The organism is Mycobacterium sp. (genome assembly GCF_050700595.1).
Lineage (GTDB): Bacteria > Actinomycetota > Actinomycetes > Mycobacteriales > Mycobacteriaceae > Mycobacterium.
The window spans coordinates 21,145-27,637 of sequence record NZ_JBOHHI010000184.1 but is presented as its reverse complement, the minus strand read 5'-3'; the positions used below and the strand labels follow the sequence as shown (position 1 = coordinate 27,637).

The 6,493-nt window shown below is 66.9% G+C and carries 5 protein-coding genes; 3 read left to right on the top strand and 2 right to left on the bottom strand.

Annotated features, from left to right (window positions below; all coding sequences use genetic code 11):
- On the top strand, positions 1–1,544 hold a 1,544-nt coding region (locus ACRDTL_RS17575; RefSeq protein WP_431507977.1), incomplete at its 5' end, for a RelA/SpoT family protein.
- Between the two features lie 93 nt (positions 1,545–1,637).
- On the opposite strand, the gene ACRDTL_RS17570 is transcribed toward ACRDTL_RS17575, so the two are convergent.
- Both ACRDTL_RS17570 and ACRDTL_RS17565 read right to left on the bottom strand, forming a co-directional pair.
- A complete protein-coding gene (locus ACRDTL_RS17570; RefSeq protein WP_431507976.1) occupies positions 1,638–3,440 on the bottom strand; it encodes a protein kinase domain-containing protein in 1,803 nt (600 codons plus the stop codon).
- A gap of 84 nt (positions 3,441–3,524) precedes the next feature.
- Positions 3,525–4,412, bottom strand: a complete 888-nt coding sequence (locus ACRDTL_RS17565; protein ID WP_431507975.1) for a peptidylprolyl isomerase — start codon at positions 4,410–4,412, stop codon at positions 3,525–3,527.
- Positions 4,413–4,524: 112 nt separating this feature from the next.
- Here ACRDTL_RS17565 and ACRDTL_RS17560 point away from each other — a divergent pair, with 112 nt between their 5' ends.
- Complete coding sequence (locus tag ACRDTL_RS17560; RefSeq protein ID WP_431507974.1) at positions 4,525–5,190, top strand: MBL fold metallo-hydrolase; 666 nt, start codon at positions 4,525–4,527, stop codon at positions 5,188–5,190.
- Positions 5,187–6,449 carry a histidine--tRNA ligase gene (gene hisS, locus ACRDTL_RS17555; RefSeq protein ID WP_431507973.1) on the top strand — a complete coding sequence of 421 codons (1,263 nt, stop codon included), beginning with the start codon at positions 5,187–5,189 and terminating at the stop codon, positions 6,447–6,449. The genes ACRDTL_RS17560 and hisS overlap by 4 nt, the downstream gene beginning before the upstream one ends.
- The last annotated feature ends 44 nt before the right edge of the window (positions 6,450–6,493 follow it).

Genomic DNA, 6,493 nt, shown 5'->3' with positions numbered 1-6,493 from the left:
ACCTCAAACAGGTGATCGACGAGGTCACCGCCCAGCTGGACTCGGCGCGGATCTCCGCGAAGGTCGAGGGCCGGCCCAAGCACTACTACTCGATCTACCAGAAGATGATCGTCAAGGGTAAGGACTTCGACGACATCCACGACCTCGTCGGCGTCCGCGTGCTCGTCGACGAGGTGCGCGACTGCTACGCCGCCATGGGCATGGTGCACGCCCTGTGGCAGCCGATGCCCGGCCGCTTCAAGGACTACATCGCCCAGCCCCGGTTCGGCGTCTACCAGTCGCTGCACACCACCGTCATCGGGCCGGACGGCAAACCGCTCGAGGTGCAGATCCGCACGTCTGAGATGCACTACACCGCCGAGTACGGCATCGCCGCGCACTGGCGGTACAAGGAGACGCGGGGCTCCCACGCCGGCAACGATGTCGACGAGATGTCGTGGATGCGCCAGCTGCTCGACTGGCAGCGGGAGGCGGCTGACCCCGGCGACTTCCTGGAGTCGCTGCGCTTCGACCTGGGCTCGCAGCAGATCTTCGTGTTCACGCCCAAGGGCGACGTGATCACGCTGCCGTCCGGCTCCACCCCGGTGGACCTGGCCTACGCCGTGCACACCGAGGTGGGCCACCGGTGCATCGGGTCGCGCGTCAACGGCCGGCTGGTCGCGCTGGAGCGCAAGCTGGAGTCCGGCGACGTCGTCGAGATCTTCACGTCCAAGGCCGAGGCGGCCGGGCCGAGCCGCGACTGGCTCGCGTTCGCCGCGTCCCCCCGGGCCAAGACCAAGATCCGCCAGTGGTTCGCCAAGGAGCGCCGCGAAGAGGCGCTGGAATCCGGTAAGGACTCCATCGCCCGGGAGGTGCGCCGGGTCGGGTTGCCGTTACAGCGGCTGGTCAACGGTGAATCGATGACCGCGCTGGCCCGGGAACTGCACTACGCCGACGTGTCCGCGCTCTACACCGCGGTCGGTGAGAACCACGTGTCGGCTCGTCATGTGGTGCAGCGGCTGGTGGCGCTGCTGGGCGGCGAGGACCAGGCCGAAGAGGACCTGGCCGAACGAATCACCCCGTTGACCACGCCGCGGCGTCAGCGCACCGATGACGTCGGGGTCGCGGTGCCCGGCGCACCCGGGGTGCTGGCCAAACTGGCCAAGTGCTGCACCCCGGTGCCCGGGGATCAGATCATGGGCTTTGTCACCCGTGGCGGCGGGGTGAGCGTGCACCGCATCGACTGCACCAACGCCGAATCGCTGCGCCAGCAGGCCGAGCGGATCATCGAGGTCAAGTGGGCGCCGTCGCCGTCGTCGGTGTTCTTGGTGGCGATCCAGGTAGAGGCGCTGGACCGGCATCGGCTGCTGTCGGATATCACCCATGCGCTGGCCGACGAGAAGGTCAACATCCTGTCTGCGTCGGTGACCACCTCGAACGACCGGGTGGCCGTCAGCCGGTTCACCTTCGAAATGGGCGCCCCCAAGCATCTGGGGCATTTGCTTGACGTGGTCCGCAATGTCGAAGGCGTCTACGACGTCTATCGGGTGACCTCGGCGGCGTAAGTTTTCGCTCTTTTATCCGCGAGATTGCGGCTATGGTCGTGATTTCTCGAAAACTACGACCATAGCCGCAATCTCAACGCTGGTTCGGACCATTCAGTCCATCCGCACCGACGTGATCGTGACCGCGGTGGCGGGCGGGCCGTCCTCGCCGCCGCCGCGGACGCCGTCCTTGGCGATCTTGTCCAGTGTGGCCAGGCCGTCCTCTTGGATCGTGCCGAAGACGGTGTATTCGGGCGGCAGCAGAGAGTCGTTGTAGACCATGAAGAACTGGCTGCCGTTGGTGTTGGGTCCGGCGTTGGCCATGGCCAGCGTGCCGTGCGGGTACACGACTGCCTCATGCATCTTGGGTTCGTCGGGCTGGTACTGGTCGGTGGGGTATTCGTTGGCGAACTGATAGCCGGGCCCGCCGGCGCCGTTGCCCGTCGGGTCGCCGCATTGCAGCACGCCGAGTGTCGGCGAGGTGGTCAGCCGGTGACACTGGGTGTTGTCGAAGAACTTCTGCTGCGCCAGGCTGACGAAACTGTTGACCGTGCACGGTGATTCGTTGTTGGCGAGCATGAGGCCCACATTGCCCCGATCGGTGACCATGCTGACGCTGACCTGGGCCGGATCGGTGGGCACCTTGCCGGTCCTCGGCGGGTTCGCCTGCTTGCTGGCCGGTTCCGGTGAGGCCGGGTACTGGCAGTCGGTGCCCACACCGGCGGACGGCGTGAACGACGGCAGCGGCGGTGCTCCCGGCAACCCGCTCGGGGTCGGGGTGGCGCCGGCGGAGTTGCCGGCGGCCGCTGACCCTTGCGTTTTGTGGTGCTCGTGATTGGTGTACCAGACGGTGGTCGCCACCGCCGCGACGACGGCCACCGCGCCGGCCGACCCGGCGGCGATGGACAGGATTCGGCGGCGACGGGCTTGCTGGTCACGCCGTTCCAGCTGCCGTTCGAGTTTGCCGCTTGGCCGTCGCACGTCGCGTTTCATCGTTGGCACCGCCGCAGTATTGGTGGCTGGTTTCGCGGGGTGGGCAGACGCGGGTTGGGTACGGGTTTGCGGTGGCAGGCTCCGCCGCGTTGTTTTCATGGGCCTCGTCAATGCTGCTCGGGCGGCTTCGGCCAGTTCTGTCGCGGTTCGGTAGCGCTCGTCGAGGTTTTTGGCCATGCCGCGGGCGATGACCGCATCAAAAGCCGGCGGGATATCAGGGAAACGGATCGATGGTCGGGGAGGTGGAGTGTTCAGGTGTCCGGCGAGTTGTTGTTCGAGGCTGTCGCCTGGGTAGGGACGATGTCCGGTTAGGCACTCGTGCAGTACGCACGCCAACGAATACACGTCGGAGCGGGGGTCGATGGTGCCGCTGAAGCGTTCGGGGGCCATGTAGGCCAAAGTCCCCACCGTATGCCCGGTGCTGGTCAGGGCGGTTTGATTGGCGGCGCGGGCGATCCCGAAGTCGATCAGGTAGACGAAGTTGCGCGCGGTGAGCAAGATGTTCGACGGTTTGACGTCGCGGTGGACCAAACCGACTTCGTGGGCGGCATCGAGTGCTGCGGCGACCTGTTCGATAATTGCCACCGCGCGTGCAGGGGTGAGTCTGCCACCATCGTCGGCGATGACGCTGCCCAGGTCGCCGCCTTCGATGAGCCGCATATCGACATACAGCTGGCCGTCGATCTCGCCGTAGTTGTGGATGGGCACCACGTGTGGGTCATTGAGACCTGCTGCGGTGTGTGCTTCGCGGCGGAATCGTCGCTGGAATTCGGGGTCGTCGGCCAGGTGGGCGGGGAGCAGTTTGATGGCCACGACGCGGTCGGTGACGGTGTTGTAGGCGCGAAAGACTTCGCCCATCCCGCCGCGACCCAACAACTCCAGAAGTTGGTATCGGCCAAATGACCCCAATGACGTCGTCGCCATCGACACTTCTCCTCACCACCGCCAGGGCGATTCCCACCGAACCACAAGCGGCAGGCGCTCTTCCTGCGAATGGTGATGCCTGGTCTAGTCGAGCCGCACCGATTTGATCGTGACCTCGGTAGCGGGCGGGCCGTCTTCGCTGCCGCCGGCGACGCCAGCCTTGGCGATCTTGTCCAGCGTGGCCAGTCCGTCGTCTTGGATCTTGCCGAAGACGGTGTATTCCGGCGGCAGCTGGGAGTCCTTGTACACCATGAAGAATTGGCTGCCGTTGGTGTTCGGTCCGGCGTTGGCCATGGCCAGCGTGCCTCGCGGGTACACCACCGCCTCATGCGCCTTGGGATCATCGTGCTTGTACTGGTCGGCCGGGTACTCGTTGGCGAACTGATAGCCTGGCCCGCCGCTGCCGTCGCCCGTCGGGTCACCGCACTGCAGCACGCCCAGCGACGGCGAGGTGGTCAGCCGGTGGCACTGAGTGTCGTCGAAGAATTTCTGCCCTACTAGGCTAGCGAAACTGTTTACTGTGCAGGGTGATTCGTTGTTGGCGAGTAGCAGGCCGATGTGGCCCTGGTTAGTGACCATGCTGATACTGACCTGGGCAGGATCGGTGGGCACCTTGCCGGTCCTCGGCGGGTTCACCTGCTTGCTGGCCGGTTCGGGCGAAGCCGGGTACTGGCAGTTGCTGCCGACGCCGGCGGACGGGGTGAACGATGGCAACGGCGGCACTCCCGGCAATGCACCCGAAGCCGGAGCGGTGGTGGCGGAGCTGCCGGCGGCCGCTGACGCTTGCTTTTTGTGGTGCTCGCGATTGGTGTACCAGACGGTGGTCACCACCGCGACGATGACAGCCACCGCGGCAACCGACCCACCGACGAGCATCAGGATTCGCCGGCGGCGCGCCTGCTGGGCGTGCCGTTCCAGCCGCCGTTCAAGTTTGCGTTTAGCTGCCGCACGTCGCTGTTCATTGGTCGGCACTGCCGATATCCCTCCGTGGTCGTTGTCGGCCGGTCAGCACAGAGTGTGCCAGCTGGCGTTGTACCCGGGTGCCGCGACCCGCGCCTGGCGCAAAGGATGGGAAACTGGGACCGTGATGATCTCCGCATTTCCCGCCGGATTGCTGCAATGCAACTGCTACGTGCTCGCGCCGCGCCGCGGGGCGGACGCCATCATCGTGGATCCGGGCCAGCGCGCGATGGGCCCGCTGCGGCGCATTCTCGACGAGAATCGGCTGACCCCGGCGGCGGTGCTGCTGACCCACGGGCATATCGACCACATCTGGTCGGCCCAGAAGGTGTCCGACACCTTCGGCTGCGCCACCTACATCCACCCCGAGGATCGGTTCATGCTGACCGACCCGATCAAGGGTTTCGGCCCACGGCTGGGCCAGCTGCTCTTCAGCGCGATGTTTCGCGAGCCCAAACAGGTCGTCGAACTCGACCGCGGCGGCGACAAGCTCGACCTGGCCGATATCACCGTCACCGTCGACCACACGCCCGGCCACACCCGCGGATCGGTGGTGTTCAAGGTGACCGGGGACGCGTCCGAGGTGGTGTTGACCGGTGACACCCTCTTCGAGCGCGCGGTGGGCCGCACCGACCTGTTCGGTGGCAGCGGCCGCGACCTGCTGTGCTCGATCGTCGACAAGCTGCTGGTGCTCGACGACCAGACGGTGGTGCTGCCCGGGCACGGCCCGAAGACCAGCATCGGCGCCGAACGCCGCTTCAATCCCTTCCTCGAAGGGCTGGAGGCGTGACTGAGTTCTCGGCGCCCAAGGGGGTGCCGGACTACGTGCCACCGGACTCGGTGGGGTTCGTCGCGGTGCGCGACGGACTGCTCGACGCCGCCCGCCGGGCCGGGTACAGCGACATCGAACTGCCGATCTTCGAAGACACCGCGCTGTTCGGCCGCGGGGTGGGCGAGTCCACCGATGTGGTGTCCAAGGAGATGTACACCTTCGCCGACCGCGGCGACCGCTCGGTGACGCTGCGCCCGGAGGGCACCGCGCCGGTGGTGCGCGCGGTGATCGAGCACCGGCTGGACCGCGGTGCGCTGCCGGTCAAGCTGTGCTACGCCGGCCCGTTCTTCCGCTACGAACGGCCACAGGCCGGCCGTTACCGCCAGCTTCAGCAAGTCGGCGTCGAGGCGATCGGGGTCGACGATCCCGCGCTGGACGCCGAGGTGATCGCGGTGGCCGACGCCGGCTTCCGCGCACTGGGCCTGGACGGCTTCCGACTGGAAATCACCTCACTGGGCGACGACACTTGCCGCCCGCAGTACCGGGAATTGTTGCAGGACTTCTTGTTTCAACTTGACCTCGACGAGCCCACCCGCCGGCGCGCCGAGATCAACCCACTGCGCGTGCTCGATGACAAGCGCCCGGAGATCAAGGCGGCGACGGCCGATGCGCCGGTCATGCTCGACCATCTCTCCGATGTCGCCAAGCAGCATTTCGAGACCGTACTGGGCCACCTCGACGCGCTCGACGTGCCGTATGTGATCAATCCCCGGATGGTGCGCGGGCTCGACTACTACACCAAGACCGCCTTCGAGTTCGTCCATGACGGGCTCGGTGCGCAATCCGGTATCGGCGGCGGCGGCCGCTACGACGGGCTGATGCGCCAGCTCGGCGGGCGGGATCTCTCCGGTATCGGGTTCGGCCTCGGGGTGGACCGCACCCTGCTGGCGCTGCAGGCCGAGGGTAAAACCGTCGGCCAGACCGCGCGCTGCGACGTGTTCGGGGTGCCGCTGGGGGAGCAGGCCAAGCTGCGGCTGGCGGTGCTCGCCGCGCGGCTGCGCGCCGCCGGGGTGCGGGTGGATTTGGCCTACGGCGACCGCGGCCTCAAAGGCGCGATGCGCGCGGCCGACCGATCCGGTGCGCGTGTTGCGCTGGTCGCCGGCGACCGCGATATCGACGCCGGAACCTTCGGGCTGAAGAACCTGGCGACGGGCGAGCAGGTCGACGTCGCGGCGGACTCGGTTGTCGCCGAGGTGCTTTCCCGGCTGACTCAGTAACCGCGAGCGTGCGTGTCACCGGTCCGACACGCCGGTGCGAACCC